The following is a 26,669-nucleotide window of genomic DNA, read 5'->3' on the forward strand; positions in this document are numbered from 1 at the left end:
GCGGCAGGCGTGAGCGGCTTCTGCGGCACGGAACGGAGAAACGAAAGGAAAACAGCCAAACCCAATCCATAAAACCATGAAAGTAACCGTAATCGGTGTGGCCGGAGGAACCGGCTCGGGAAAATCGACGCTCGTAAAACGTCTGCAGGAAGCTTTCCGTGGCGACGACGTCGCCACGCTGTGCCACGACTTCTACTACAAGGCCCACCCCGAACTGACGTACGAGGAGCGCACGAAACTCAACTACGACCATCCGCAGGCGTTCGACACGCAGATGATGGTGGACCATATCAAGGCGCTCAAGGAGAACGTACCGATCGAACACCCGGTGTACTCGTTCGTGGACCACGACCGGCTGCCGGAAACCGTGCTGGTCAAGCCGTCGAAGGTGATTATCGTGGACGGCATCCTGATCTTCGAGAACCGGGAGCTGCGCGACCTGATGGATATCAAGGTCTATGTGGACACCGATGCGGACATTCGGCTGGCGCGGCGTATCCTGCGCGACGTCTGCGAACGCGGCCGCACGATGCAGTCGGTCATCACGCAGTACACCTCGACCGTCAAACCCATGCACGAGGAGTTCGTCGAACCGTCGAAGAAATACGCCGACGTCATCATCCCCGAAGGCGGATTCAACTCGGTGGCCGTAGCGATGCTCATCCAGAATATCCGGTCGCTCATCGACCGGAACTGACAGAGGCTCCCCGATCCATTGACGAAAACAGGAGGTCCCCGCAAAGGGCGAACCTCCTCTTTCGTCTTGTCCGGATAACGGCATCCGGCACCCGCACCGGGTCAGATACCTGCGATCTTCTTGATCTCGTTGAGTTTGTTGAGTGCCTCGATCGGCGTCAGGGCATTGATGTCCAACCCCTTGATCTGGTCGCGGATCTGCACCAGCACGGGATCGTCCAGCCGGAACATGGAAAGCTGCATGTTCTGCGGCACACCGCTCTCGGCGGCTTCCTTCACGGCCTGCGCCGAGGGTTTCTTTCCGCGATCCTTGAGGCTGCGGCTCGGGACGATCTCGTTCGAACCATATACCTGCTCGAGGTTGCGCAGAATCTCGTCGGCACGCGCCACGACCGACTGCGGCATTCCGGCCATGCGCGCCACGTGGATACCGAACGAATGCTCCGTGCCGCCCCGCTCGAGCTTGCGCAGGAAGACGATCTGGTTGCCCATCTCCTTGACGGCGACATGGTAGTTCTTCACGCGCGGACACATCTGTTCCATTTCGTTCAGCTCGTGGTAGTGCGTGGCGAAGAGTGTTTTGGCGTGCGCCGTCGGATGGTTGTGCAGGTATTCGACCATCGCCCAGGCGATCGAAATGCCGTCGTAGGTCGAAGTGCCGCGGCCGATCTCGTCCAGCAGGACGATGCTGCGGTCCGAAATGTTGTTGAGAATGCTGGCCGACTCGAGCATCTCGACCATGAAGGTGGATTCGCCCTGCGAAATGTTGTCCGATGCGCCGACGCGCGTGAAAATCTTGTCCACGACGCCGATATGCGCCGAGGCGGCGGGTACGAACGAGCCCATCTGTGCCATGAGGATGATGAGCGCCGTCTGCCGCAGCAGGGCCGATTTACCCGACATGTTGGGACCGGTAATCATCATGATCTGCTGCTGCCGGTCGTCGAGCATGACGTCGTTGGGAACGTACTCCTCCCCCACGGGCATCAGCGTTTCGATGACCGGATGGCGTCCCGAACGGATGTCGATGCGCTTGCCGTCGTCGAGCACCGGACGTACGTAGCGCCGCTCGCAGGCCAGCCGCGCGAAGGATTGCAGGCAGTCGATGCGCGCCACGACGGCCGCGTCGTGCAGCATCGGCTGGAGCGACGAACAGATGAAGGCCATGATGTCGGCATAGATGCGCTGCTCGAGAACGAGCATCTTCTCCTCGGCGCCGAGAATCTTCTCCTCGTACTCCTTGAGCTCCTCGGTGATGTAACGCTCGGCATTGGCCAGCGTCTGTTTGCGTATCCACGTCGCGGGGACCTTGTCCCTGTGGGCGTTGCGGACCTCGATGTAGTAGCCGAAGACATTGTTGTAGCTGATCTTGAGCGACGGGATGCCCGTTGCCTCGCTCTCGCGCTGCTGGATGCGCGAAAGGTAGTCCTTGCCGTGAAGCGCGATGCGGCGCAGGTCGTCCAGTTCGGGATCTACGCCGTCGGCGATGACCCCTCCCTTCTGAATCTGGTTGTTCTGCGGATCGGGATAGATTTCGCGGGCGATGCGTTCGCGGACCCTGGCCAGCGGGTCGATGCCCGCGGCCAGCGCATGCAACCGGTCGTCGTCCGTGGATTCGAGCGCGGCCTTGAGCGTTTCGATCGCCGCGAGCGAATTTTTGAGCTGCACCAGTTCGCGCGGCGTGACGCGCTGCGCGGCGATACGCGACGCGATACGTTCCAGATCGCCCACCATCGCCACCTGCTCGCGCACGGCGTCCGCCAGGTCGGCCTCCTTCGTGAAGCGCTCCACGACGTCGAGCCGCTCGTTGATCTTCGCCGGGTCCTTGATCGGCATGGCGATCCACCGCTTCAGCAGACGGCCGCCCATCGGCGTCAGCGTGCGGTCGATGACGTCGGCGAAGCTGCACTTCTCGCGTGCGCCGTTCGAGGAGAAGAGCTCCAGGTTGCGGATCGTGAACTTATCGACCCACACGTAATCGTCCTCGTCGATGCGCGAGAGCGAGGTAATGTGTCCCGTCTCGCGGTGCTCGGTGAACTCGAGGTAGTAGAGAATGGCCCCGGCGGCCGAAATGCCGCTCGTGAAGTGGTCCACGCCGAAACCTTTCAGCGACTTGGTCCCGAACTGCCTGCAAAGTTTCCCGCGATTGACCTCCTCCGAGAAGACCCACTCGTCGAGACGGTAGGTGTAGAGCCGCGACCCGAAAGCGTCGGCGAAACGGTCCTCGTAGCCGCGCTGGTAGATCACCTCTTTGGGCTGAAGATTGGAGATGAGCTTGTCCGCGTAGCTGTCCGTGCCCTCGGCCACGTAGAACTCCCCGGTCGAGATGTCGAGAAACGCCACGCCCGTCGCCCGACGGCCGAAATAGACCGAGGCGATATAGTTGTTCTCCTTGTTGGCCAGAATGTTGTCACCCAGAACGATGCCCGGCGTCACCAGTTCGATGACACCGCGCTTGACCAGTCCCTTGACCAGCTTGGGGTCTTCGAGCTGCTCGCAGATCGCCACGCGTTCGCCTGCCCGGACGAGTTTCGGCAGGTAGGTGTCGATGGCATGGTAGGGAAATCCCGCCAGCTCCACGTAGGTCGCCGCACCGTTCGCACGGCGCGTGAGCGTGATGCCCAGAATGCCGCTGGCCTTGATCGCGTCGTCGCCGAACGTTTCGTAAAAGTCGCCCACACGGAAGAGCAGAATGGCGTCGGGATGCACGGCCTTGATGGAGTAATACTGCTTCATCAGGGGCGTTTCGACGTATTTTTTTTCAATTTTCTTCTCCGAAACCACAATAAAATATTGTATGAATTATCCAACAAAGATAACGGTTTTTCGGCAGTCGTGCAAAAGGCGGAGGCCAAATTTTTCGGCCCGGGTCTCCGGCGGCCGCTGCGGAAAAGAATCCGCAAAAGGGAAAGCGACCGGCCGATCCGGACGGGGAGGGAGGGCCGGAAATCCAGAAACAGACGGAAACACCGGCAGGCGTTTCCCGCCCGCGAGCGGCTGCCCGAAACGGACGGATCAGCGGATCAGATAATGCCGTTCTCGGCGAAAACGCGGCGGTAAAATTCGGCTTTCCACTCGACCGGACGCGGGTAAGCCCGCGACGAGGAGGGCATGCGCCAGAGACGCAGGTCGCGGCCCGCATAGCGCACCGCCACGGACTCCCCCACGGCGGGGCTGTCGCAGCCGGTCAGCGCACGGAGCGTATCGGTGGCCTTCTGGCCCGTCGTCACGATGGCCCGGCAGGCGGGAATGCGCGCCAGCAAGGCCGCCAGATCGACCTCGCGCACCACTTGAAGAAAATTATCCGACGCATTGTCTTTCAGCCGAACGACCTCGACAGCCGTATCGTAAAGCGCAATCCCCCGTTCGCGGCAGAACGCCTCGATGCGGCCGCGGTCGAACCGCCGGCCGCCCGGCAGGAGGAAGTGCTGTTTGTCACCCGTGGCGAGGTAGCCCACGATCCGCCACATGTCGTTTTGCAGATTGGGGTAGAAAAATTCCATCGACCAGCGGATACGCTTGGGCGGAAAACTGCCCAGCATGAGAATCCGCGCGTTCCCGGGCAGGAAGGGTTCGAGCGGGTGGAGTTCGCTATTCATAGAATCGTTCGTCGAAATTCACGAGATAGAGTTTGTCCGTGGCGCGCGTGAGCGCCGTATAGAGCCATCGCAGCATGTCGCGCGTCATCGGCTCGTCGCCGAACAGGCAGCGGTCCACGAAGACGGCGCGCCACTGCCCGCCCTGCGCCTTGTGGCAGGTGACGGCATAGGCGAATTTCACCTGCACGGCGTTGAAGTGCGGATTCTCACGTATCTCCCGGAAGCGTTTCAGACGGCTTTTGATGTCGAGGTAGTCCTTCTCGACCTCGCAGAAGAGCCGCGAGGACTCCTCGCGCGTGAGCGACGGGGATTCCGACGCGATCGTATCGAGCAGAATCTTGCACTGAAGCTCCGTGTCGTAGTCGGGAAATTCGAGCACCGCCTCGGCGAAACGGAAGCCGTAGAAATCCTCGAAGCGGCGCAGCCGCCGCAGCCGTGCGATGTCGCCGTTGGCGATGAAGTTCATCGGACAGTCCTCGGCATGTTCGGGAAAGTAGTAGTTATTCTTGACCACCATCAGCATATCGCCGCTCTCGATCTCCTCCTCGGCCGAAAGCACGTTGCGGCGGATGCCTTCGTTGTAACGGTTGGCGCGCTTGTTCGACCGCGTGACGACGATCACCTCGTCGCGGCCGTACCGCGCATAGCAGTCCTGCAACTTTTCGAGAAACTCGCCGCCCCCGACCGCCTCGACGTCCGGAAAATCCATCCCGAAGCGCGGAATCTCGTAAATGCCGTTCTCGAGCATGCAGCGCACCAGCGTCGCATTGAACAGGATGCCCGAGCTGGCCTCCTGGCGCACCACCTCGTCCATCGTGCCGTAAACCACCTCGCCGTAGGCGGACAGCGACGCAGGGTCGAGCGCCGGACTGAAGTCGCTCCCCACGGGCGGCAACTGCGCACTGTCGCCGACCAGCACCAGGCGGCAGCCGCGGCCGTTGCGGACGTACTGCACCAGATCCGCCAGCAGCGAACCGCTGCCGAACAACGCCCCGTCCGACGCGCCGTCGGAGAGCATCGACGCCTCGTCCACGATGAAAACCGCCCCGCGTTCGGGATTGAGGTTCAGCGAAAATTTCGATTCGTAGTCGGCATTGGTGCGCTGGCGGTAGATGCGCTTGTGAATCGTAAGGGCCTTCTCGCCGGCATACTGTGCCAGCACCTTGGCCGCACGCCCCGTAGGAGCGAGCAGGACCGGTTTGACACCCAAGTCCTTAAGCGCCCCGACCACTGCCGCGACGAGCGTCGTCTTGCCTGTTCCGGCATATCCGTTGAGCACGAAAATCCGCGAAAAATCGTCGTCAGCGAGGTACTCGGACAATTTTTCTACGATTTTTTTTTGTCCGGGAGTTGTTTCGAAACAAATTTTGGCGTAAATTTGGGTCGCGATACGTGTACTGAACATGCGGTCGGTTATTTGCTGCACAAAATTAATAACAAATATTTATTTATAAAATGAAAAGAATTTTTCAAATCATTCTCGGCGTAGTCATCGTAGCGCTGGTCTACATCATCTACGTCCAGATCTCGACCCCGCTTAATTTCAACAAGGAACTCGCTGCGAAGAAAGCCGCCGTCATCGAGCGCATCAAGGACATCCGCACCGCACAGCGTTCCTTCAAGTCGAAGTATCAGCACTTCACGAGTACGTTCGATTCGCTCGAGGCCTTCATCCTGACCGATACGCTCGAGCTGGAGCGCAAGCTCGTGGACGAGGACGACTCGGTGGGTATGGCCATGCTGAAGAAGAGCGGCAAGAAGAATATCGAAAAATTCAAGATCGCCGTGATCGACACGATCTTCTCGCCCAAAAAACTCTCCGTCGAGCAAGTCAAGCAGTTGCGCTACATTCCGGGAACGGACGACAAGGCGCAGTTCATCATGGAGGCCGGCTATACGACCGCATCGAACGTCGTCGTGCCGATCGTCGAGTGCCGCGCTCCCTACAAGATGTTCCTCGACACGGTGGCCTATCGTCAGGAGATCATCAACCTGATCGACGAGGAGGAAAATATCTTCAACCGCTACCCCGGCGTCAAGTTCGGTTCCATGGAGTCGGCCAACAATGAAGCGGGCAACTGGGAAGACTGATACGCCGCAACCCGGCTACAAGGTGTCCATTCAGCAATCGTTGGATGGACACTCTTTTTCGGTGGCCGCACCTCCGGCATTCCCCGCAGAGGCGGAGCGGATCGAAGCGGAGGTGCTGACGCCGCGCACGATGCTCGTACCCGTAGAATACTTCGCCGGGGAGCGCGCGGCGGCACTGCTCGCCGCGAACGGAATGCCAGCCCTCAGCGGCGAGGAGACCGTATGCAGCGATGCGGAGGAGGAGATCGTGGCCGTCATGGCCCTGCCGGGCGAAGCGCTGCGGCAGGCAGCCGAGGCGGCTGGCGGACGTCCATTGCGTTTCACCACCCCGCTGCTGCACCGTCCCGCGGCGGATGGAAACACCGTATGGCTTTGCCGGCGGGCGGGACTGCTTTATATAAAGGTGTACGACGACGGACGACTCCGGGCGGCCGAAGTCGTCGCGGCGGCTGACGAAGCCGAGATCCGCTACCTCGCCGAACGGCTCGACGCCGTATTCCCGTTGCACGGCTACACGCTCCTCGCAGCGGGCGACGATCCGAAGGCACTGCGCAAGCTGCTCGGAAAACGGTTCAGAAAGGTCGTATGCGAATAATCAGCGGCAAATACAAGGGCCGGGCGATCAATCCGCCCCGCAACCTCAGAGCGCGTCCGACGACGGACTTCGCCAAGGAGAACCTCTTCAACGTGCTGGGAAACCTCGTGGATTTCGAGGAGTGCGACGTATTGGACCTCTTCGCCGGGACCGGCTCGATCAGCTACGAGTTCGCCTCGCGGGGAGCCCGCAGCGTCACGGCCGTGGAGATCAACCCGGTGCACTACAACTTCATCCGGCAGACGGCCGCGCAACTGGGCATCGGCAGCCTCCACGCCGTCAAGGCGAACGCGTTCCTCTACCTGAAAAACTGCAACAAGCAATTCGATATCGTGTTTTCCGACGCCCCCTACGATCTGGAAGGCAGCGAAGAGATCGTACGGCTGACGCTCGAAGGCGACCGCCTGCGCAGCGGAGGGCTGCTGATCTTCGAACACTCGAAGAAAGCGGACTTTTCGGACAATGCCTGTTTCTGGCAATTAAGAAGTTACGGAAGCGTACAATTTTCTTTCTTCAAAAAACCGTAAAAAACATTGCCGATTCAAAAAATTCGACTATCTTTGCACTCGCAATACCGAAAAACGGTGCGTTAGTTCAGCCGGTTAGAATACGTGCCTGTCACGCACGGGGTCAGGGGTTCGAGTCCCCTACGCACCGCAAGACATCATGACAAAAAAAGCGAAAAGCCTTGTAAATAAAACATTTGCAAGGCTTTTTTCTTTTCTTGGAAGTGCAGGAAAATGCAGTTCGGGGCATGGTATGAAAAGGACAACGTGGCCCGCGAACGATTCGAGCGGAAAACGGGCGTTAGTTGTATCGCCATCGAATGCAAGACAAGTCTTGCAACTCAGAAACGACGACGAAGAATAAAATCGGAAAGAGCGACCGGAACAATCGCTCTTTCCGATTATCATGAACTTTTTATTTTCCGGACACGGTCGGTTCGCAGTAGATTCGTTTTATAACTCTATGGCAAGAAATGTCCACTGGCATTGATTTCAAACTTTTCTAAAATTCCCGTTCGGAACCATGTCCGAACGGGAACGATAGAATTGCAAAACAGCCAAACGACCTTATTCCTTGTCGCCTGTTCCGGCCAAGTAGTAATCCGCGATCTTCAGCTTGCCATCCTTGTCCACCGTCACGATCGCGACGATATTGCCACCCCATTCGGAATCGTAGTTCGTCAGATATTCCAGCGTCTCCGACTCCGTATCGCCGTCGGCGAACGTCAGCTCTTTGTAGGAACCCGAAATCGAGTTGGGATAGTCAGCAAAAGCCGTTTTCAAATCCTCCTCGAGCGTCTCCTCGTAGGCCGTGCTGGCCGTGCGGATACGGTAGGCCTTGACCGTATTGGCGCCTTTGGTCACGGTGTATTCGATATTCGTCGAATATTCGTCTTTCTCGGTCTCCGTAACTTTGAGCGTCGCTTCGCCCGTGCCGTCGAACTTCACTACGATCTCCTCCTGCTCTTCGGGCATCGTCTTGAACATCGCATCTTTGTCCTCGCTTTCCCCGGCGAGCTGTACCAGGTTCACCGGATAGCTCACGTTGCCCTTCGCATCGACCGTGGCCCCGTAGATGCAGTAATCGTCCCCGGGATGCAGAATGCTCAGAGACAGCGTTCCGGAAAACTCATCCTTCGCATACTCGTCCGTCCACGACGCATTGTTCTCGCGGTCGTATATCGCCCACTCCAGTTCGGCCGGGTCGCCGACGATATTGTAGCACTCGTTATACGACCAGCAGAAGACGCGCACCTTCTCGACGTCGCCGCTCGTCGTCAGTTTCAACTCGATGGCCTCGGGAGTCGTCTGGGAGAGTTCGGCGGAAACGATCCCGCCCGTACCATCGAAGACCGGCTTCTTCGTCGTGAAGTCCTCGTAGGTCACCTTGCCGATCGTACCGTCCTCGGCGATAGGCACGGCATAAAGCCGCCACGTCGTATTAGGCGTCATGTTATGCGTGAAATCCACCTTGTAAGGCTCCGTATAGGGAAGCACCTGCCGATTGTTGCCGAGTACCGTGAGCAGTTCCTTCCGCTTCGCCTCGTCGGTGATCTCGTCGAAAGGATCGTAATCCGACGCCCCGATCAGGGAAGTGAAGATCTTTTTGCAGCCCGCGCCCGCCGTGATGGTCGCAGCCACCGACGTCAGCGTGATGTCCTCGTCGGCGATGTCGATCTGCACCTCGATCGAACCGTCGTAATCGGAGGGTTCCGGAACGGTGAAATCCTGAGTAAAGACTTCAGCCTGCCCGTCGCCTGCAGGCAACGCATAAACGCAAACCACCATCTTGTTCATATCGTCGTCTTCGCTCGAAGTGAGCTTAACGCCTTCGCTCTCGGGATCATCCGCCATCCTATTCTTGACCAACGTATGTTCGGTGAACGTCGCGCTCTCGTCGCTCCAGTTGAACGGCTGCATCGGATAATCCGGATTCGGACTCAGCGACGTTTCGGCCGACTGGATGAAGTACTCTTCGTTATAAGAATTCTTCTGCATGGCTGTGATCACGTATTTGGAGCACTTGATGCTCTTCTTCACATCCACGTCCAGCGAAAAAGCCGTCAGGTTCTTCACCGTGAGTTCCACCAGTTCGCCCTTCAGCTCTGCCGAGCTGATCTTAAAATCTTTCGTGACGACATCGCTTTTCCCGTCCGCATTCTCGGCATAGACCGAAACGACGTAGTCCACATCCACCGTCACGGTCAGGTCGAGCGTCGTCGCCTCGTTTCCGGTCACCGATTCGTAATCGGCCTCCTCCCCGGCCGGAACGCATTTCCAATACCAGGTCTCGGTGTTTTCGGAGGGACGGACCTCGACTTTGGCCGTGCCGTCCTGTTCGGAGAACGAAACCTCACCTACCTCGATGGAAGGAGGATTTTTACCCCCCCCCTCGCCGTTGTCATCGTTGCAGGCTCCTCCCAACAGGAGCATCAACGATGCCATCGAAAGCAAAAACTTTTTCATAGGAACATTTTTTTTAGGGGGAACTTCGGATTCAAAAACTCCCGACACCCGGGGATTCCCCCCCCCACGGAGTCGGGAGCATCGTCAGAAAATGACGGATAACTTTACAGCGTCTGCCTCCGTATCGGATTTCGCTTCGTCCACGATCTCGTCGGGAACCTTCTCGCAGCGGACGAAACGGTGCACGTCTCCGGCATCGTCCTTCGCCGTCCATGTCATCGCGTCTTCGAGCCGATCGGAGACGACGTATTCGCGGGTCCAGTCGCCGTTCTCGTAATCGTAGTCGCCGCTGATGACATAGCCCAGTTCCTTGTCCTCTTCGACATTGAACGAACCGGTGACGAGCCGGGCGTACATGCTGTCGAAATTGTGGTACATTTCATAGGTCCTCTCCCGGCGGTTGAACGTAATGTAGAGGTAAAGTCCGTCGGCCAGGGGCGCCCCGTTCCACTCGGCGAGCGTCCAGGTCCCGTTCAGATAGGCCGGGGTGACCTCGATCTCCGGAGTCCGGGATTCGTCATCGTCGCACGCGGCGAAACAGAGCAGGCAGGAGGCCAGCAGGGCGATCTTAAAAAGATGTTTCATATCATTCAGTCTGTTATGTTCTTGTTTTTTCGATTTATCTTGACGGTCAGGGTTCTCTCCGACGGCCTTCCGTCCACGCCTGCGACGATGACGGGAAACGAGAAATCCGTTTCCCGCGCGGGAGGAATTTCCGAGGCGTCAACCGTAATCACGATGTCGGCCTCGCCGCCCGGCGGAATCGTTTCCGGCTCCGTGCGGAACGCCGCGAAATCGGGAATCAGCTCCGCCGACAACCGCAACGGCCGTTCGCCGGCATTGCCGCAAAGGATACGTTCCGTAGCCTTCGCTCCGGATTCCAGTCCGCGGAACTCCGCGCCCTTCTGTTTGAGCCGCAACGCCCCCATCGCATGCGGGAAGCGCGCCCAGGGATTCGCCGCAGGCAGTACTTCGCCCGTGAACGTCAGCCGCGCAGCGGGCCTGCGGTCCGGTCCCGATACATAGACGAAAGCACTTACGTCGATCCGTCCCGGATGGTTCTCGGGGTCGTACGTCAGCTCGATCGCACCTTCGGCTCCGGGGGCGATGCCGCCCTTCGGCCACTCGGCCGCGAGACACCTGCACCCGACGCTGACCCGGACGATGGCAATCGTTTCGTCGCTCCGGTTCTTGAATACGAAACGCCGGCGTACGGGGGCATCCTCCTCGCGGAGTGTCCCCAGATCGGCCGTCGCGCGTTCGAAGCGCAACGGCCGGACCGCGGCGAGCGGAGGATCGAGCAGCGAATCGACGGCTGCCTCGGAACGGTCGGGAAGTTCCTGCGCAAAACCCGCAGAGGACATCGCGGCCGCCGAGCAAAGGGCCGCGACAAGCCATATCTTTCGAATCCGCTTCACAGGCCATTCAATTCTACATCCAACCGCTGTCGCCGGCATTTTTCCGCACGGTGACGATCATCGTCTGCTCCTGTCCGACGGAGGGTTTGACGGTGATTTTCGTCGATCCGGCAGCCACGCCTCCGACCGTCAGCATCGTTCCGGAAACCGACGCTTCGGCGATCTGCGCATCGGCCACCGAGACCGTATAGGTCAAGTTGCGGCCGTTCTCGAAGTAGAACGCCAGATCGAGCGTCGCCGATCCGTCCGTCGAGACGTACATGTTCGGAAGCTTCATCTCCAAACCGGCCCCTTCGACCGCTTTCAGCAGCTTCCCCGCATCGACCATACCCGTACCCATCTTACCGCGGTAATCGGCCAAAGCCATCTTGGTAGCCGGAGCGCTCGCATAGTTGTGAGTGTAGTAGTAGAGTTTGTTGCCTTTCAGGTAGGTGTCGTCGATCTCCTTAACCGACTGCTTCAGCAGGGAAACGAATTCGTCGGCCTTGAAATGGCGCCGCTTCTGCACGGCATACGACAATCCCAGCGCCGCCACACCCGACACATGCGGGCAAGCCATCGAGGTGCCATCCATATAGCCATAAGCCGGCTGGCCGTCGATGAACCACGTGGAAAGGACCGAGCCGTAGCCCATGACGGGCGTACCGCCTTCGTCGAGCCACCCTTCGGGATCCTCCTCGCCGACCTTGCCGTAGTACTCCATGTCGCCGCCCGGAGCGCTCACGTCCACCCCGACACCGTAGTTCGTAAAGCTCGAGGGAGTGAACCCTGCATCCAGCGCTCCGACGGTCACGCACTTGGAATAGGCTCCCGGGAAGGAGGGGGTGGCGGCGTACTCGTTGCCTGCGGCGAAGACCGCAATGCCGCCCTCGATAACACCGTTGGGCGATCCGGCATTTTGGATGAAGTAGTCCAGCGCCTCTTTCTCCAGCGGATAGGTCGCTTCCCACTCCTCCTCGGTGGCGGGGCCCAGCACGGTGCCGAAGATCGCCTGGTTGGCATCGGCCGAGATATATCCCCAACTGCATTGCAGGATGACCGCGCCGTTGTCGGCCGCATACTTGATCGCTTTGGCCTCCTGGTCCAGCGTGGAGCTCATGTCGCCCGCAAAGACCTGGCACGACATGATCTTCACACCGCTGCCGCTGCCGTCGTGTCCGCCGGCGATGCCGCAGACGCCCCGGCCGTTGCCGTTGACGGCGGCGATGGTTCCGGCGACATGCGTGCCGTGGCCCGTGTTGCCCTCGCCCGTCCAGGAAATCAGGCCCGTGTCCTCCACGAAATTGTAGCCGTAAACGTCGTCCTCATAGCCGTTGCCGTCGGCGTCTTTGCCGGCATTGAGCACCTCGCCGTCGTTCTTCCACATATTGGCCTCCAGGTCGGGGTGGGTGTACATCACACCCTCGTCGAGCACGGCGACGACGATCGAAGGATCGCCCGTGCACATCTTCCACGCCTCCACGCAATTGACGTCGCAACCGGCGACGACCTTCGCGTCCGGATTGTTCTCCTTGAACGAATAGTCGCCCGTATTGTTGTAATGCCACTGGTACTTCAGCGCGGGATCGGCTTCGAACGGCAGTCCCAGCCCCGAAAAGTCGATGTCGTCCTCGGCAGCGCGCGTCGCGGAGAGGCGCTGTGCGGCGGCGTTGCTCATGTAGGTTTTCAGCCGCTTGGCATCGTAAGCGCGCTTGATCCGGTGGTTGCCCTGCACGGCGGAGATTTCTCCCAGCAGGCTCAGCCTGCGGGCAGCTTCATGCAGATCGGCATTCTCGTCGAATTTCACCTTGTACCAGAGATGGAGCCCCGCTTCGCGGGTCCGCGCCTCGTTCCGCTCGTCGCGCGGGAAGATACGCTCGAAATGATAACCGCCGAGAATATCCAGAATCTCATCGGTCGAAGGAATGCCCGAACGGGTCATCACACCGCTGCCGCCGTTACGGGTAGCCCGAGTGAACGTCCGGTCCAGAATATCCGACATCTCGGGTTTGAATTTGATCAGCAGCTCCCCCGCTTCGGCGTCGGCCGGGAGCTTCACTTCCGTCCCGGGGGCCGGAGCAGGGGTTCCCTGCTCCAGATCCTCCTTGACGCACGACGTCAACGCAAAGGCGAAGAGCGCCGCATATACATAATATCTCTTCATCAGATCCATTGGCTTTTTATCGTTCTTTACTGCTGGTCGGGCCACGTGCCGCCTTCGTCGCCGCCTCCCACGTACTTGTTGTAGTACATCGGATAGGCCGCTTCGCTGCGGTTCGCCTCCTTGCCGTTTCCGTAATAATATCCGTATCCGAAATCCGGGTTGTTCTTCACATTGTCGAAACCTACGGAGTTGCCCTGCGTATCCTTGCCGTCTTCCCATTGGTTGAAGATCATCGAGTCGGGATTCCACTCCTGAAGATAAGGATGGAACAGAATCCAGTCGGGTACGTCGCCCGTCAGGAAGTTCAGGTTGATGGCGAATACTTTGGCGTAAGGCAGCACGCACAGCACCTCGCTGCCCTTCACCTTACGGTTCATGCCGGGAAGTGCCACCTCGCGGTCGGTGAGCAGCCAGCGGCAGGTGTCCTGCAACAGCGGATACTTCTCTTCCGCCTGCGGCGTCTCCTTGTAGGTCACGAATCCGGCGGCGGCCATCTCTTCGTCGGTCGGCAGGGAGCCTTCGAAGAGTTCGTACGACAAGCTGAGCTCTTCCAGCGCATCCCACTTCAGCAGGTCGATGAACGCCTGTCTGTCCGTAGTCAGATTCTGATACATTCCGAGTTCTCCGCCGGTAAGCTCTTCCCGGTTTTCCGTATTCAGTTCGCCGGTCGTATCGTTGCGGCGGTTGCCGGAAAGTTTCAGCACCTTGAGTTTCGGGAAGTTGGTCTTGTTCACGACCGTCGTGATGTCGGTCAGCTTCGCGAAGTTATTGGCGCCCAGATCGAGTTTCTCCAACGTCTGTCCCAACCGGACGAAGTTCGCCGGCAGACCCTTCAGACCGTAGGAATTCACCGTCAGGCTCTTCAGGTGTTCCAGTTCCCCGATCTCCTCGCCGAGGTCCATCTCCCGGATCTGACGGTTGGTGTTGCTTTGAAGCGTAACCGATTCGAGGTATTTCAGATAACGTATCTCACGCGGGAAAGTCTCGCCTTCCTGAAGGTTGAACATCGAGAACGTCACGGAACGGACGCGGCCCACGGCCTCTTCGGAAGGTTTGTCCTCGTCGGTCTCCTCCCAAAGCGTCACCACGTCCCAGTTGGTCATGTTCTCGCTCGTATCCCACGAAATCATGCTCTGGATCTTCTCGTTGATCATCACCACGGCCAGCGAGTCGCCCGCACGGTCGTCCGTAATGCGCTGTGCGGATTCCTGAGTCACGGTAATATATACCTCTCCGGTCGGATTGCCGTCCTTATCCACCAGTTCGACATCCGGATCGGTCGGGACCAGTTTGATCTTCGCGATACGCGTATAGGGAATCGTGTTCATCTCCCACGGAATCCGGATGTCGAACGACCGCGGGCGATCCTTGCTGTCCAGTTCGGCATTCTGTTCCTCCGCGCTGGGAATCTTTATGCCGTCCATGCGGATCCAGTTCTTCAGGTCGCTCTCCGACAACGACGCCTGGTCCTCGGGCGTCAGTTCCTCGCCCAGTTCATACTCGACCGCCGGATCGACCTCGAAAGCCACATTGGTCGTAATCGTGGCATCGATGTAACGATCGTCATAGGACGCCGAACTCTCGATCTGCACCTCCGGCTTTCTGGGCAGAATCTGTTTTCCATAGCCGAACTGCGTAATATTGATGATTTTCCGCTCGCTTTCGTCGTTGCGGTTCATGATGCGGACCTGCGCCGTGCGGGAGCCCGCCTCCAGCGTGGAGTCGATGACGAACGTCACCTCGGCCGACCCCGTGCCATTGGCAGGCGTCGTGGACACGAAGAACCTGGAAGAGCTGGTAACCCATTCGAGATCGTCCGATGCCGTGACCAGAACCGTCTCGTGAATGCGGTCGGGACCCACGAGGATCTCCTCGCGGTCCACTGTCAGCGAATCGCCGGAGATCGTCGGCCCGTCCTCGTCTTTCTGGCACGAAGCCAGCGCAAATGCACCGAGGACCAGACCATACACTATCTTATTCTTGAATTTCATCCGATTCAGTTTTTATGTTATACGTCCTTACCGCTCGATATCCAATGCATCGCAGCCTTTGATATCCTGCGTCTTGTCGTAGATGAGCAGCCACATTCCCTGCTGGATGAGCGAGCAGACCGCCGACACGTCGAGCGAGATGTTCGGGTTGTCCTTCACCTCGACGATCCACAGTTTCGAGGTCATCGCCTCGTTGACCTTGCGGATGTCGTTCCCTCCGATCTGCAACTGCAACAAACTCGGACAATTCGTAATACCCTCGGGCCACTCGCGCAGGATGCGGTTGCCCTGCTCGTCGCGCTGGTGGCGGACGCCGATGGCCTGGAGCTCGTAGCAGTTGAGCACGTTGGTCGGGAACTTCGCACACCGGTTGTAGCTGATGTCGAAACCCTGTAGGTAGGGAATCGTCGTGGCCCGGAAATCGTCGGGCAGCTCCGAGAGCCGGTTGAACCGCAGGTCGATCGAGGTGATCAGATGCGTGTTCTCGCCCTGCAGATCGCCTTCTTCGATCTCGGCCAGCATATTGGCCATCAGGTTCAACGTCGTGATCGGAGATCCCGTCGAGAAGAGCTGCTTGGGAAAAACGCTGATCCGGTTGTTCGAAAGATTGAGCTCGCTGGTATTGATACCGTTGAAGTCGTCATCGAACGCCTTGCCGTCCGTCGCGCCGAGCTGGTTGTTCGAGAAATCCACGCTGCCCATCACGTATTTGGATTTGGCGTCGAAGATGTTGGGAATCTTCTTCAGCTTGTTGTGCGTGAAACTCAACGTCTCGGTTTCGTTCGTGAACCCGCAGAACTCGGAGGGAATCTCCTCGATTTCGTTGTAGTCGAGGCTCACCTGCGCCAGCTTGATTTCCGTACCGAAAGCATGCAGTTTCTTCACACCGCTGTGGATGCAGTCGATCATGCCCAGCTTCTTCATCCTCCGCAGCACGTCCGATTCGGGAAACTCCGGCAGGTTGTTGTAGCTCAGGTACATCATCTGAAGCTTGGCGGCCACGGCCGTCTGGGTCTCGTCGTCGCCCATGACGAGACGACGCCACTCCCTGCCCATGTCGGCGATTCCCTTGTTGCACGCCACGTTGAGCACCTGCAGTTCGGGCAGCTCCCGGAGGAACGCCGGCAGCTCGGTGAAATTCGGGTTGTTGTAGAGTTCGATATCCGTCAGATCGGTCAGGTCGCCCCATTTCCAGTTCTTCGACTCCTCGGCCCACTGCTCACGGTAGGCCGTATTCTCGCCCTGCCAGTCGGTGAAGACATCCCCGGCCTCGATCGGCGCGTTGGCGATGAAGAGCTGCTGCAAATTCTTGAGCCGCATCACGGCTTTCGAGATGGCCGTAATGCCGTTGGTCGTATTGCCTGCCGGCACGTCTTTCGGCTCGATACGGCTGCTCTTGACGATCTTCTTCTGTTTCGGATCGCGGTTGATCACCCACTGCAACATTTCGGAGAGATCCTCGCGCGAATCGCGGCGCACGAACATATCGTAGTAGTGCATCCGCATCTTCTGTTTCTGCGCATCGGTCATGTCCGGATGAATACCGTTCGGACCGAAAAGCTGACCGCCGCCTTGCGCGCCGCCGATCTCTTCGTCATGGGAACCGAACGACAGAATCCGCAATTCGGTCAATTGGCCGATGGCATCGGGGACGACGCCCTTGGCTCCGAATCCGGCCAGCGACAGCGACGTAACACGCCCCTCGCTGTTCAGCCCCACGCCGGGCTGGTCGCCCCACATGTCGATCTCCTTGTTGAAGTTCCAGTTGGCGCCGGCCGGAGAGCCCTCGCCCCGGTAGCTCCAGTTCTTGCCGTCGAGCGCCTCCCATATTTCGCGCAGCGCCTTGTAGTCCTTGATGTTCTCGGCCTCCTCCGAAAGCTGCACCGGAATCTCGGCATCCTCGGTCAGCTCGTTGTCTGCGACCGTGAACTCCTTGCCCTGAAGCCCCATACGGGTATCCAACGCCGTTTTCGTGCTCCCCGATTTGGAATAAACCGTATACGCCGTTACCCGGTACGTTCCCGTCGGCAGCCATACGACGGAATCGCACCTGGCCGTGCCGACATCCTTGTATTTGTCATCGGGATCATCCGCCGAGGGCGACTCTTCGTATTGCTCCTCATAGGTCACTTTCAACTCCTCGAAATCAATCTCGTCCTGCGTGAACGTGTTTTTCACAGTAACGCTCACCAAAGCGATATTGCTGAACAGGAACGATTTGTCCCCGTCGTCGGCAGCGAGCGTCGCAGCAGCACGCCCGATCTCCGGCAACCCCTCCTTCGTCAGGCGGAACTGCACCATGCCGCGGGCCTGCACGTCGGCCGTCAGGTCCTTCACCGTCAGTCCGTTCGCCACGACCGTGAACGCTTCGTCGATGGGAGCCGCCGCGTTCGGTATCTCCTCATCCAGTTTGTCCAGAAGCCGGTAGCCTACGATCCGGTACTCGCCGGCGAGCAACTGCAATTTGTCGGTCCGCAGGCCGAACTCGGCGTTTTCCTCATTGTAAGAGTTCAGGATCAGCGTCTGCGTGATGCTGGTCTCCCCGTAACGGAGCTCGATCTCCATTTTCCGGATATCGCCCAGCTTGTCCGCCCCGGCACGGGTAAACGCCTGCGAAGTCTGCCGCTGCGTCGTCTCCCCGCCGGTATCCTTATCGTAGGATGCCAGTTTGTAGAGCTTGAACTGCACGTATCCGTACTTGCCCGGCTGTAACCCGTCTTCCTCATCGGAACAACCCGATGCCACGACACCCCACAGAAGTGCGCAAAGCGGGAAGAGGAACAGGCGGCTCACTATATTTCTCATTCGATTCATATCGTTCATTCAATTCGGTTTTCCATTCGTGCGGATCAGTCGGTGACCTCCACCACGCATACAGCCTCTATAATCCCGCTATTCTGATTCATGATGACGACCTGATATCCGGAGGGTTTCCCGCCGTCAGCGATATAGACGCTCCAGAGCGAAACCGTCTGCCCGCCCGTCGTCGGGGCGGAGACCGCTTCGCCGGTGATGCCGCTCACGGGGAAAGCCTCTCCCAGCATCGCACCTTCCGGCATGCCGACGGCCGCGATACCCAGGCGGTTGCTCGCGTCACCCATCATTCCGGCCGGAACGGTCGCCTTCCAGACGTTCTTATTCGGCATCACGGAAAGCCCGTAGTCCGAAAAGATCGCGTCGCCTTCGGGAGTGTCGCTGATGTTCTCCATCTTAGGCTCGAGTCCCGCACCCATACCGGCGACCTCTTCGAAAGTCATCGCCATGGCCTCCCCGTCGAAACTGGTGTAATAGTAACCGGCGAACGAAACGCTTCCTTCGGGCTCCGCACTCTCCGATCCCTGCGTGAGTTTGGCCATGATATACGTGTTGTAGGCGGACTTGATGTCGTGGGTCGCCTGGTCCCCCTCACTGTCGATGATATTACCCTGGAGATCGTCCTTGATCTCATCGTAAACGGCCTTCGGGAAGATCATCACCGTCGCATTGCGCGGCTCCTCCCCTTCGGGAAGCTCGCTGACCGTCAGCCTGACGCGATTCTTGACGTTGGCATCGGTCTCGCCGGCGATCTTCGAAGTCGTGACCCAATCCAGATCGCCGTTCGCCGAGAAATCATAGTTCACCTCCGTCGGAGTCCCCCACTGGTCGTATGTCGCCGTGTAGGCGATCTCCACGATCTCAAACGCATCGTTGCGGGTCGTAACGGTGGAAATCAGTTCACCGCCGTAATCGACGCTCTCACTGCCGCTCACACCGCCTTCACCGGTCATCGTCCGCCCGTCTTCGCTCACCGTTACGCTCATGTAACTGGGGTCTAAGATCAAAGCGCCCTCGGCATAGCCCTCATAGTAAATGGGAATGGCGACCTCGGCGACGGTACTGCCGTTCTTCTGGGCCGCGAAAGTGATTACGGCATTCTCCTCTGCCGGGATCGCGTATTTCGGGTTCTTTCCGTCGGCATTGTCGTCCTTGAAACTGACCGCATAGTCGTTCGTGCCCGTTAGCGCCGTAACCGTCACCCACGAAGCGGTTTTGTCCGTCAAAACACCGAGCTGGGCACTTGCGTCGTCGATCTCCAGCGTGACCGTCGTCTGGACCGGCGAAGTGATATTCCCGCCCTTGACGAGCAGCGGATTCTCCGCATCTATCACCTTGCCGCTCTCATCCTTCACGATCAGGGACGACGCTCCCTTGCGCGGCCGCGTGATCTCGTAAATCACCTGCGACTTACCGCCCATAGCCATTGTAATCTCAGCGACATCGTCCTTCTCGGAATTTTGGTTGTCATCCGAAACGCGGATCGTAACCGACTGGTCGCCCGCTTCACCGCTGATCGTGGTCTGCACGAAATCCCCGTCCACGAAACGGCACCAACTGGCGTTGCTGGTCAGTTTCCACTCCGCATCGGCGGAGAACGTCAAAGTCCGGTCCTGCCCGGCATCGACCGTTATCGCATCCTTCTCGGGAAACGTCACATCGCCCGGGCCGTCGTTGTCGCTATCGCTGTCCGAGCAACCGCCGACGCTCAGCGCCATCGCCAGCATCGCCGTCCAGGCCATCGCCCGGCCTATCATTCCATTCAACGTTTTCATAGTCGTATGATTTTTATGATTAATATCCCTGTTCCTTCAGTTTTTCGGCCTCGGCGTCGCTGATCCACTCGATGATATTCACATAGGTTCCGAGCGAACCGTAGATCGAGCCGTCCTTGTTACGCACGATCATCGTGAAATACTGCAATACGAAATTCTCGCACGTGCTGTAATAGGAGGTATAGGTCGTCGGCTGGTACATCACCACCCTGCCGTCGCCGAAGAGCGATCCGATCACCTCGCCGGTCGAACCGCACGCCTGCTCCTCCATATTCACAGCAGGCTCCAGCACGTCGCTGCTGTCGAACGAAATCTCCACGTCGTAGCCGTCGTAAAGGAGGTCGTGCAGCACGACCGTATTCTCCTTGCCTTCGACCGCATCCGAAGTGATCAGCCGCATGGTGTTGGTACTTTGCACGAAGTCCGACATGAAGAACGTCGAGGTGACCGTACAGTAACCCGTGAAATTGTTGATGTCGAACGGGCAGACTTTCTGCATCACCACCTTGGTACGTGTTCCGTAGTGATCCCACTGTTTATCCTCCGGCACGATCAGGTTCAGCGCGAAGCCCAGCGAATCCGTCGCACCGATATTTTCATAGATGCCCTGCACCGGCACATCGACGGCGAGCCGCCCCGCAGGAATGGTCACCGTGCTGGCGAGCAGCCGGTAGTGACGCCCCTCCACGGCGTTGCTCTCGCGGTCGACGATCTCCACGCCGACCTTGCGGTCGTAATCCGCCGCCCGGGTAGCGGATACCCGGACGTTGAAGATCTCGTTGCTCTGCTGCACCCCGTACCGGTACATGGTGTCGGCGAACATGAGGTAATCGGGACCCGTATAGGTGAAATCTCCGGTCTTGCAGCCGACGGACAACGCTGTCACCGCAGCCACGACCGCATATTTCATGAATCGTATATTCATCGTATTCATATTCCCAATGTTTATTTGTTACTTTCGTTGGGTTCGATCTCCGAGCCCGGAGCGTCGAGTTCGTGCTGCGGGATCGGCCAAACGAACAGCGGATCGTCGGCCTCGACCTTCAGGCTGCTGCCGTTGGAGAGCGACTGTTCCTGCGGCTCGCGCTCGAAGCCCTTGTGCCAGCGTTTGAGATCGTGCAGGCGGAAACCCTCCATGTAAAGCTCCTTCACGCGCTCCTGCTCGATGATGTCCATGGCGTTGTCCGCAGTCATGGACGTCGAGCTGCCGTAGCTGGAGTAACGGGCCGTCCGCAGTTTGGTGATGTCCTTGCCGGCGCTGTTGTAATCGCCCTGCTGCACATAGGCCTCGGCACGGATCAGGTATTGCTCCGAAAGGCGGAACACCTTGGGCATCGTAACGCCGTAGATATTGTTGCTCGTAAACGACAGATTGCCGAAATACTTGGTCAGCAGCGGCCATGTCAGCCCGTGGCTGTAACCGGTGGTCACCTCGCCGAAAATCGACGTGGCACGCAGGTCGTTGCTGTCGTACAGATCGTAAAGGACCCAGTAGGCCGGCACGTAGTCGGGACGGTAGCTCGTATTGTCGTAGTTGGCGAAAACCGTTCCCAGGGCACCGCCGTAGGAGTTGATCGTAAAGGTTATCTGCCAGATGGTTTCGGTCGATACGTCCATCGCCCACATATACTGGTACAGATTCACCTGCGAACCGCTGACCGTCGTATACTGATTGCAACTGGTGAGCGTGTAATAACCGCTGTCGATTACCTCGGTGGCGTATTTCACGGCATCCTCCCAGTTTTTCATGTAAAGGGACACGCGCGCCCGCAGGGCATAAATGGTGTATTCGTTGAAATACCCCGTGCTGTAAAGCTGGGTGTTCGAGGGAGTGAAGTCGTCCTCCAGCTTCAACAACTCCGCAGCCTTGTCGAGATCATCGAGCACGAACTTGTAGGAGTCCTCCAGCGAGGCGCGCCGCATCGGCTCGTCGCCCTTGTAGTGCTTCGTAAGCACGACTCCCGGACGTTCGCCGTCTTTGCCGTCGTTCTCGTAGGCTTCGCAGAAGCATTTGATCAGTTCCGAGTATGCCAGCGCGCGGGCGAAATAGGCTTCGCCGCAACATTGGTCCAGCAGGTCCAGCTCCTCATCGTCCGTAGTCGCCGCACGGACGGCATCGACACGGTCGAGAACGAAGTTACAGCGGTTGATAACGGTGTACAGAGCTCCGTAAACCGACTCGATCTCCGGATTGGTGGAGAGAATGTCGTTCCAGCGCCAAACGTCGCCGTAAACGCCCGTATTGCCGTTCACGCCATAGACCAGGTCGGTCTGGATATCGGGAAGCAGCGTCAGGTTCCCGGAATAGAGGGAGCTGCTCATGAAGGAGGCGTAAATGCCGATGATCGCCTCGTTCACCTCGCTGACCGTCGTAAGCGCACCGTCCGACGGAATCGAATCCTCCGGATACTTGTCCAAACAGGAGGAAAGGGTGAACGCCGCGGCCGTCAGCACCGCATAGGTTTTTATTTTCTGAATCATCATCGTATGTCGCAGTTTAGAATGTGATGTCGATTCCCATCGTGTATTGGCGCGTGGCCGGATACTGTCCGATATAGACGTTGCCCGCATACTCGGGGTCCAGTCCGGTGAAATCGGTAAAGGTCAGCAGGTTCTGTCCCTGCAGGTAGATGCGCACGGCCGAGAGGAAGCGGGTCTTGCGCAGCAGCTCCTTCGGGAAAGAGTATGAGATCGTGAGGTTCTTCAGACGTATGAACGACGAGTTCTCGAGGAAACGGTCGTCCTGCTGCGCCACCACGCCGTAACGCGGAATGTCGGTCACGTCGCCCGGCTGCTTCCAGCGGTCGTACAACAGCCGCTTCGACTGGTTGTAGCCCGAATAGTTGCCGTTGTTCTCCTCGAAATAGCGGTCGTTGTTGAAGACCCAGCGGTCGGCCATCCACGAGAATTGAGCCGAGAGCGAGATCCCTTTCCACGAAAGCGTCGTGCCGAAGCCGCCCATCCACGGGGTATTGTACGACTTGCCGGTCATCACCTTGTCCTCCTCGCGGTATTCGGTGGTGATTTCGCCGTCCTTCGTGTACCAGAGGGCATCGCCGTTGGCGGGGTTCACGCCGGCGAAGCGGTTGAAGAAGTACTCGCCGACCTCGTGGCCCACCTGATACTTCAGCCCCGTCGTCGAATTGACGTATTCCGTCACGCCGCCGTAAAGCTCCGTCAGCTTGTTGCGGTTGTAAGAGACGTTGGCGTTCAGATTCCAGACGAAGTTTTTCGTACGGAATACATCGCCGTTCACGTTGATCTCCACGCCGCGGTTGACCATCGCGCCGATATTATCCCAATATTGGCCCTCGCCCGTAACTCCGTAGGACTCCGGCACCAGCATCAGCATGTCGGTCGTCTTCTTGTTGTAGAACTCCACTTCGAGATTCGCACGGTCGAAGAAGCCCAGACGCAGAGCCAGGTTCGTGGACCAGGTCTTCTCCCACGTGAGGCTCTCATTACCGCTCTGCGACGGATACGTACCGGCGCTGCCGTCGTAGTTCGGACCGCCGCTCACCAGCGCCAGGTGGTCGAAATTCGGAATCGAGGAATTACCCGACGTACCGGTGCTGAAAGCCACCTGCGCGTTGGTCAGCCAATCGACATTCTGCAGGAAGCGCTCCTGACGGGCGTTCCACATCAGACCCAACGACCAGAAGCCCGCCCAGCGGTTGTTCCTGCCGAAACGCGACGAAGCGTCGGCGCGCACCGAGAAGTCGGCGTAGTAGCGGTTCCGATAGTTGTATTCGGCACGGCCGAAGAACGAAAGATAGGCATACGACGTGGTGACGTCGTTCCAGCTCGAAGCGCGCGTGCCCGACGATACGTTCGTGAGGTGGTCGTTCGTCTGACCGGCGGTCCAAACCTGGAACCCTTCGGAGGTATAGTCCACGCCTTCCTGCCCCACCATGAAATTGAAATCGTGATCTCCGTTGATATTCAGGCGGTAGTTGATCGTCGTGGTTTCCGTGAGGTTCAGAATGTCGGTGGAGCTCCGTCCGGCGCTGCCGTCTCCGTTGTTGATGATATAGCTGGGATAGGATTGCCCGAATCCCGTCGAATGGGAGAAGTCCACACCCAGTTGGGCACGAATCGTGAGGTTTTCGACGGGGGTCACCTCGCCGTAAATCGTCGAGATCAGTTTGTACTTCTTATTTTTCACGGGATTGTTCGCCATGTACTCCAGGGGATTCACGCCCGTTCCCGTCCAACTGCCGTCGCCCTGCGAAGCGATCGAACCGTCCTCGCGGTAGGGATTCCAGTAAGGAAGCATCAGGCGGCAGGCGAAAATGGGGCTCGACAAGGCGGGTTCCCCCTCGTCGGCCTGTTCGGCCTCTTCGTAGGTCAGCATGGTGTTGGTCCCCATCTTGAGCCACTTGGCCACCTTCGCATCGGTATTGGCCCGCAGCGTGTAGCGCCGGAACGAGGAGCTCTGGGCGATGCCCTCGGCATCGTAGAAGCCGCCCGAGACGTAATAGTTCAGGTTTTCCGTGGCGCGATTGACCGACACCCCGTAACTTTGCAGCGGGGCGCTGTCGTTGAAAACGGCATCCAACCAGTTTACATCCGTACGCGAAAGCACGTCGTAGTCCTGGCCCGCGTCCAGCCCGACCTCTTTCTCGAACCGGATGCGCTCGGCGGTATTCATCATGTTCCATTTCGCACGCGCCAGCTGCGAGAAACCGTACTGCGCACGGAACGCCACCTGGGCCTGATCCATGGAATGCCCCCGCTTGGTCGTAATGACCACAACGCCGTTGGCGGCACGGGCGCCGTAGATCGAGGTCGATGAGGCGTCCTTCAGCACCGTGATGGACTCGATATCGCCCGGGTTGATCGCATTGAAATCCGAACTCTCGATGGGCACGCCGTCCAGAATGAAGAGCGGCGAGGTCCCCGAATTGATCGAGTTCGTTCCGCGGATCTGGAACACGGCCGCCTTGCTCGGTTCGCCCGAATTGGAGATGACCGACAGACCGGGAGCCTGTCCCTGCAACGCCTGATCGAAGGCCGCCGTGGGGGTATCCGCGAACTTCTCGGCCTTGACCGTGGACACGGAGCCCGTGATCGAGCCTTTCTTGCGCACGCCGTAGGCGATGACGACCACGTCGTCGAGCGTCTGGGTGTCGCTCTGCATCTCCAGATTATAGGTCACACTCGTCTTCCCCTGCGGAACGAGATATTCCACGGGCTTGTAACCGATGTACTGGAACGTGAGTTTGGTGCCGGGGGCGACCTGAATCGAATACTTTCCGTCCGCAAGGGTCGTGACGCCGCTCGACGGGCCGGAAATCACACTTACCCCGATAAGGGGTTGCTTGTCCTCCGCGGAGGTGACTACTCCGCTAACGGTGACGGATTTCCCCCCCCCCTCGGTCCGGACGGCCGCGGAGCTTCGGGAAATCGCGAATACCGTAAATGCAAGCAAGCTTAGTTTGAGTAGAATTCTTTGCATGTAATTAAATTGCTTACGCGGCAAATGTAGAGATTTTGATTCACATAAAAAAGCAGGGGCCTATTTCAATTCTTAACAGAAAATCATGCACACAGTGGCATATCGCGGCGTTTATCGTCCGTTGCATTTCCGCATCTTTCTAATAAACAGAAAGAAAAATCCGGGTTTCAGTTTTCGGCGGATTCCGGATTTCGGAACGACTTTTCCGGAGATGCGTTATGAAATATTGATCTACCCCCCCCGAATATTTTAACAAATTTTAATAAATACCTTGCCGCGATTTTATCCAACAATTCGTAAGATGATGAAAAAGCCCGTCAAAACCGGAATTTTGCTTTCCCTATCACAAGAATATCCAGAAATCGACCCGTCGTTTTGAATAAAATGTTAATCGCTGTCCATTCAAACCGCCGACGGCCGAAAATACGCATCGGAAAACACGTTCGTACAATTTGTAAGCATTATCGCAGAATTTAGTTACTGTTTTTAACATATTTTCTGGAATTACACCGGAAAAAATCGCAAATTTCGCCTCTCAACGAAAAAATAATTTCTCCTTTCCCCCGTACGACGCGTAGAATTCCGCAAAAATCGAACGATTGCAATTTGAAACCGGATTGTTCCCGTATCCGGATCAGCGGACACCGGCGAACTCCAGACGGTCCGGTTTTTTCCAGGCTCCGCGCGTGAAGCCGGGAATCTCGACGGGACGGCTCCCCGCAAGCACCGACGGCTCGCACAACTGCTTTCAGCCGTCCGGACCCGTACACTCCGCAGCCTCCGGCCTCGACTTCTCCCGGAGCACGGCCCGGCTGCGTGCGAGATTCGCCTCCTCCGGATCGCAAAAGGCCGCGGCCTCCATGCTGTCGAGGTACATGAACCGTCCGACGGCACCGATGCCGCGCATACCCGGCCCGATGAACCCGCCCCGGACGACAGGTATCGGATCGCAGGCGAAGGCTATGACGTCGGACTGTCCCGCCGGGCGTCCCTGCGTACGGTCGCAGCCGGCCGAACAGCCTCAGAGACGGCAAAAGGAAACCGGAGAATTGACAAATTTGTTTTCCGGACGTAAGGGTGACAGATATTTTTCGTGTCATTATCATGAAACAAATGT

At 58.3% G+C, this 26,669-nt stretch carries 18 protein-coding genes and 1 tRNA gene; 5 read left to right on the forward strand and 14 right to left on the reverse strand.

What is annotated here, in order from left to right; translation table 11 throughout:
• The first annotated feature begins 76 nt into the window (after nucleotides 1-76).
• Nucleotides 77-697 carry a uridine kinase gene (gene udk / locus KB554_RS00550; RefSeq protein WP_141429683.1) on the forward strand — a complete coding sequence of 207 codons (621 nt, stop codon included), beginning with the start codon at nucleotides 77-79 and terminating at the stop codon, nucleotides 695-697.
• Between the two features lie 101 nt (nucleotides 698-798).
• Here the strand turns inward: udk and mutS are convergent, their stop codons facing one another.
• The 3 genes from mutS to KB554_RS00565 form a co-directional block, all read right to left on the reverse strand.
• On the reverse strand, nucleotides 799-3,432 hold the full coding sequence (gene mutS, locus KB554_RS00555; protein WP_211034612.1) for a DNA mismatch repair protein MutS: 2,634 nt from the start codon (nucleotides 3,430-3,432) through the stop codon (nucleotides 799-801).
• 287 nt (nucleotides 3,433-3,719) lie between these two features.
• On the reverse strand, nucleotides 3,720-4,295 hold the full coding sequence (locus tag KB554_RS00560) for a uracil-DNA glycosylase family protein (RefSeq protein WP_211034613.1): 576 nt from the start codon (nucleotides 4,293-4,295) through the stop codon (nucleotides 3,720-3,722).
• Nucleotides 4,288-5,700, reverse strand: coding sequence for an AAA family ATPase (locus tag KB554_RS00565; RefSeq protein ID WP_211034614.1), 1,413 nt, complete (start codon nucleotides 5,698-5,700; stop codon nucleotides 4,288-4,290). Before KB554_RS00565 ends, KB554_RS00560 begins: the two co-directional genes overlap by 8 nt.
• A 50-nt stretch (nucleotides 5,701-5,750) precedes the next feature.
• Between KB554_RS00565 and KB554_RS00570 the strand changes: the two genes are divergently transcribed.
• The 4 genes from KB554_RS00570 (at nucleotide 5,751) to KB554_RS00585 (ending at nucleotide 7,638) form a co-directional block, all read left to right on the forward strand.
• Nucleotides 5,751-6,386: a hypothetical protein gene (locus tag KB554_RS00570; protein WP_141429679.1), complete on the forward strand. Its 636-nt coding sequence runs from the start codon at nucleotides 5,751-5,753 to the stop codon at nucleotides 6,384-6,386.
• Between the two features lie 40 nt (nucleotides 6,387-6,426).
• Nucleotides 6,427-6,981, forward strand: a complete 555-nt coding sequence (locus KB554_RS00575) for a hypothetical protein (protein ID WP_211034615.1) — start codon at nucleotides 6,427-6,429, stop codon at nucleotides 6,979-6,981.
• Nucleotides 6,972-7,508 carry an RsmD family RNA methyltransferase gene (locus KB554_RS00580; protein WP_141429677.1) on the forward strand — a complete coding sequence of 179 codons (537 nt, stop codon included), beginning with the start codon at nucleotides 6,972-6,974 and terminating at the stop codon, nucleotides 7,506-7,508. Before KB554_RS00575 ends, KB554_RS00580 begins: the two co-directional genes overlap by 10 nt.
• A 56-nt stretch (nucleotides 7,509-7,564) precedes the next feature.
• Nucleotides 7,565-7,638 (forward strand) — tRNA-Asp (locus KB554_RS00585).
• Nucleotides 7,639-8,054: 416 nt separating this feature from the next.
• On the opposite strand, the gene KB554_RS00590 is transcribed toward KB554_RS00585, so the two are convergent.
• From KB554_RS00590 to KB554_RS00640, 11 genes are all read right to left on the reverse strand, one after another.
• Nucleotides 8,055-9,953: a hypothetical protein gene (locus tag KB554_RS00590; RefSeq protein ID WP_211034616.1), complete on the reverse strand. Its 1,899-nt coding sequence runs from the start codon at nucleotides 9,951-9,953 to the stop codon at nucleotides 8,055-8,057.
• Between the two features lie 84 nt (nucleotides 9,954-10,037).
• A complete protein-coding gene (locus tag KB554_RS00595) occupies nucleotides 10,038-10,538 on the reverse strand; it encodes a lipocalin family protein (protein ID WP_141429675.1) in 501 nt (166 codons plus the stop codon).
• A gap of 5 nt (nucleotides 10,539-10,543) precedes the next feature.
• Nucleotides 10,544-11,371 carry a DUF1573 domain-containing protein gene (locus KB554_RS00600; protein ID WP_242116194.1) on the reverse strand — a complete coding sequence of 276 codons (828 nt, stop codon included), beginning with the start codon at nucleotides 11,369-11,371 and terminating at the stop codon, nucleotides 10,544-10,546.
• A 13-nt stretch (nucleotides 11,372-11,384) separates the two neighbouring features.
• Nucleotides 11,385-13,514 (reverse strand): S8 family serine peptidase, encoded by a 2,130-nt coding sequence (locus KB554_RS13370; RefSeq protein ID WP_211034617.1) that lies wholly within the window; start codon nucleotides 13,512-13,514, stop codon nucleotides 11,385-11,387.
• A 26-nt stretch (nucleotides 13,515-13,540) separates the two neighbouring features.
• Nucleotides 13,541-15,505 carry a BACON domain-containing carbohydrate-binding protein gene (locus tag KB554_RS00610; RefSeq protein ID WP_211034618.1) on the reverse strand — a complete coding sequence of 655 codons (1,965 nt, stop codon included), beginning with the start codon at nucleotides 15,503-15,505 and terminating at the stop codon, nucleotides 13,541-13,543.
• 27 nt (nucleotides 15,506-15,532) lie between these two features.
• Nucleotides 15,533-18,319 carry a DUF4458 domain-containing protein gene (locus tag KB554_RS00615; protein ID WP_211034619.1) on the reverse strand — a complete coding sequence of 929 codons (2,787 nt, stop codon included), beginning with the start codon at nucleotides 18,317-18,319 and terminating at the stop codon, nucleotides 15,533-15,535.
• A gap of 35 nt (nucleotides 18,320-18,354) precedes the next feature.
• The gene (locus KB554_RS00620) at nucleotides 18,355-20,094 is read right to left on the reverse strand and encodes a DUF5003 domain-containing protein (protein ID WP_211034620.1); all 1,740 of its coding nucleotides are present in this window, start codon (nucleotides 20,092-20,094) and stop codon (nucleotides 18,355-18,357) included.
• Between the two features lie 19 nt (nucleotides 20,095-20,113).
• Nucleotides 20,114-21,028, reverse strand: a complete 915-nt coding sequence (locus tag KB554_RS00625) for a DUF4984 domain-containing protein (RefSeq protein ID WP_242116196.1) — start codon at nucleotides 21,026-21,028, stop codon at nucleotides 20,114-20,116.
• Nucleotides 21,029-21,039: 11 nt separating this feature from the next.
• Nucleotides 21,040-22,575 (reverse strand): RagB/SusD family nutrient uptake outer membrane protein, encoded by a 1,536-nt coding sequence (locus tag KB554_RS00630; RefSeq protein ID WP_211034942.1) that lies wholly within the window; start codon nucleotides 22,573-22,575, stop codon nucleotides 21,040-21,042.
• Nucleotides 22,576-22,591: 16 nt separating this feature from the next.
• The gene (locus KB554_RS00635) at nucleotides 22,592-25,552 is read right to left on the reverse strand and encodes a TonB-dependent receptor (RefSeq protein ID WP_211034621.1); all 2,961 of its coding nucleotides are present in this window, start codon (nucleotides 25,550-25,552) and stop codon (nucleotides 22,592-22,594) included.
• 748 nt (nucleotides 25,553-26,300) lie between these two features.
• Nucleotides 26,301-26,459 carry a hypothetical protein gene (locus KB554_RS00640; RefSeq protein ID WP_211034622.1) on the reverse strand — a complete coding sequence of 53 codons (159 nt, stop codon included), beginning with the start codon at nucleotides 26,457-26,459 and terminating at the stop codon, nucleotides 26,301-26,303.
• Nucleotides 26,460-26,669 lie beyond the last annotated feature (210 nt).

Origin of the sequence: Alistipes sp. Marseille-P2263 (genome assembly GCF_018101075.1) — a bacterium.
Lineage (GTDB): Bacteria > Bacteroidota > Bacteroidia > Bacteroidales > Rikenellaceae > Alistipes > Alistipes dispar.